The sequence below is a fragment of the Candidatus Viridilinea mediisalina genome (assembly GCF_002532535.1).
Lineage (GTDB): Bacteria > Chloroflexota > Chloroflexia > Chloroflexales > Chloroflexaceae > Viridilinea > Viridilinea mediisalina.
The window spans coordinates 1-2258 of record NZ_NQWI01000245.1 but is presented as its reverse complement, the minus strand read 5'-3'; the positions used below and the strand labels follow the sequence as shown (position 1 = coordinate 2258).

General features: G+C 59.4%; 2 protein-coding genes. Both read right to left on the bottom strand.

Annotation, left to right across the window (positions count from 1 at the left end; all coding sequences use genetic code 11):
- Positions 1–110 precede the first annotated feature (110 nt).
- Positions 111–1001, bottom strand: coding sequence for an ABC transporter permease (locus tag CJ255_RS21725; RefSeq protein WP_097646163.1), 891 nt, complete (start codon positions 999–1001; stop codon positions 111–113).
- Positions 998–1996: an ABC transporter permease gene (locus CJ255_RS21720; protein WP_097646162.1), complete on the bottom strand. Its 999-nt coding sequence runs from the start codon at positions 1994–1996 to the stop codon at positions 998–1000. Before CJ255_RS21720 ends, CJ255_RS21725 begins: the two co-directional genes overlap by 4 nt.
- Between the last annotated feature and the right edge of the window lie 262 nt (positions 1997–2258).

The window sequence follows — 2258 nt, the reverse complement described above, 5'->3', positions numbered from 1 at the left end:
ATACCAATTACCCTTGAACATGCCGCATGATCAAGAACGCTAAAGCCCATTGGGACGCCATGTTCGGCAATCTGCAATCTGCAATCTGCAATCTGCAATCGTAAATGGTATTACAACTGACGCACAAGACGAGGACTGAGCCGCCGCTCAAGCCCAACGCCGAGGAAGGTAAACCCCAGAACCAGCAGGCTAATACAGAGGCTCGGTGGCAACAGCCACCAGATCCAGACAGGCGACAGGTAGATACCGCCATAGTTGAGCGCATAGCGGATCATCATGCCCCAACTCTTGGCCGTCGGATCGCTCAGACCAAGAAAGGCGATCCCGGCCTCGATCATAATCGCACGACCAATCTGGCCCACCAGCAGCGCAAGCAGGATCGGGCCGAGGGCCGGGAGGAGGTGGCGGAGCAGCACATAGAGCGGCCCGGCCCCAAAGAGCCGGGCGGCCTGGATGTAGTTGCGACTACGCAGGCTCAATACCTGGGCGCGGATGCTGCGCGCTGGCACCATCCAGCCAAGCAAGGCAATGCAAAGAATCAGGTTCAGCAAGCTTGGCCCGGCATAGGCCACCACCAAAATCAGCAACGGAACCATTGGCAGAGCCATCAGCAGATCCACGCAGCGCATCAGCAGCAGATCCACCCAGCCCCCCAGATAGCCAGCCCCAGCCCCAATGAGGGTTGCGATGAGCAAGGCCAGGCCACCCGCTGCCACACCGACCAACAGCGAGATGCGTGCGCCATAGATCAACTCACTCAGCAGATCCTGGCCGACATCGTTGGTTCCCAGGGGATGTTGTCTACTTGGGCGTTCTAAAGGAGCGCCACTGTAGGCTGTCGGATCGTGAGGCGCCAGCCAAGGGGCCAGCAGAGCCAGCAGCAGAAAGCTCCCCACCAGCGCCCAGCCCGCCAACCAGAGCCACGGGCGCGGCATTGAACGCTGCGGCGTAGGCTGGCTCAAGGCATGCGCATCATGCAAGCGTAGCGAAGCATTGCTCATTGCGCCCTCACACGCGGATCGAGCCGAGCATAGAGCAGATCGGCGCAAAGATTGGCACTCAAGACCGCCAGCGCAGCAACCAGAAAGACCCCCTCAAGCACCGGGTAGTCGCGTGCAGCAACCGCCTCAAACATCAGACGACCCATGCCAGGATAGGCAAAGAGCGTCTCGATAAAGATCGTACCAGTGACCGCAAAGCCAACCTGAGCAGCCAGTACGCTCACGAAGGGCAACAGCGCATTGCGGAGGGCATGGCGATACTTCAGCGTGCGTTCAGGCAGCCCCTTTGCGCGGGCGACCTGCATAAAATCCTCACCAAGAACCGTCACCATCGTATTACGCAGCAGCAGAAAACGCGCCCCAATCAACTCAAGAGTCAAGACCATGGTCGGCAGCATCCAATGGCGCAGCAGATCGAGCGCCTGTTCCCAGATACTCGGCCAGGTACGAAAGGGCGTATAGGCCCCAGCAAGTGGCAGCCAACCCAGATACACACTAAAAAAGAGCAGCGCCAGCAACCCAATAAAGAAGACCGGCAGCGCACGGAGCAGCGTAAAACTCACCAGCAGCACACGATCCAACAGCGTACCACAGCGCCAGCCCGCCTCCGCCCCGGCCAACATCGTCACCAGCGTAGCAAACATAAGGCTCGGCAGCACCAGCAGCAGCGTCCACGGCAAATGGACAGCAATCAACTCCGCGACAGGCGTGCGTAGCCGTAGCGAAACCCCGAGGTCACCACTGGTCAAACCCGCAAGATAGCGCAGATACTGCACTGTGAGGGGCTGATCAAGGCCATAGTAGGCAGCCAAGCGCGTGCGAAGCGCCTCATCATAGAGATACTGGTCGCTAGAGGGATCAATCAGAGCCGCCAACGGATCGCCCGGCATCAAGCGGGGCAACAGAAAGGTCAGCGTCAGCACCAGCCACACCGTCACCAGATAAAAACCCACCACCCAGCCCCAACGCAGGATCGGCCTCTTTGCCACACGCATAATGGTGCCTCACGTAGCGGGAAGGATACAGGAAGTAGGAAGTAGAAGGTAGGAAGTAGGAAATAGGTTTGCGGCATCAGGATGCGCTGAATGCCTCTACGTAGCGATAGCTTCGCGTCCTCGCGTCCTCGCGTCCTCGCGCCCTCGCAAACACCGCAGTCTAAAATCATCGTTAGCGCGAAAAAGCTCTGGGCCGCGCCGCTTGGCTTCGACAGGCTGGTTTCGGCAGGCTCAACCACCGAGCCAGCGGCGCGGTGGCTGA

What these genes read in the sequence shown, in the direction of transcription:
- CJ255_RS21720 (WP_097646162.1), bottom strand. Translation starts at nt 1,996, where the DNA reads ATGCGTGTGGCAAAGAGGCCGATCCTGCGTTGGGGCTGGGTGGTGGGT.
- CJ255_RS21725 (WP_097646163.1), bottom strand. Translation starts at nt 1,001, where the DNA reads ATGAGCAATGCTTCGCTACGCTTGCATGATGCGCATGCCTTGAGCCAG.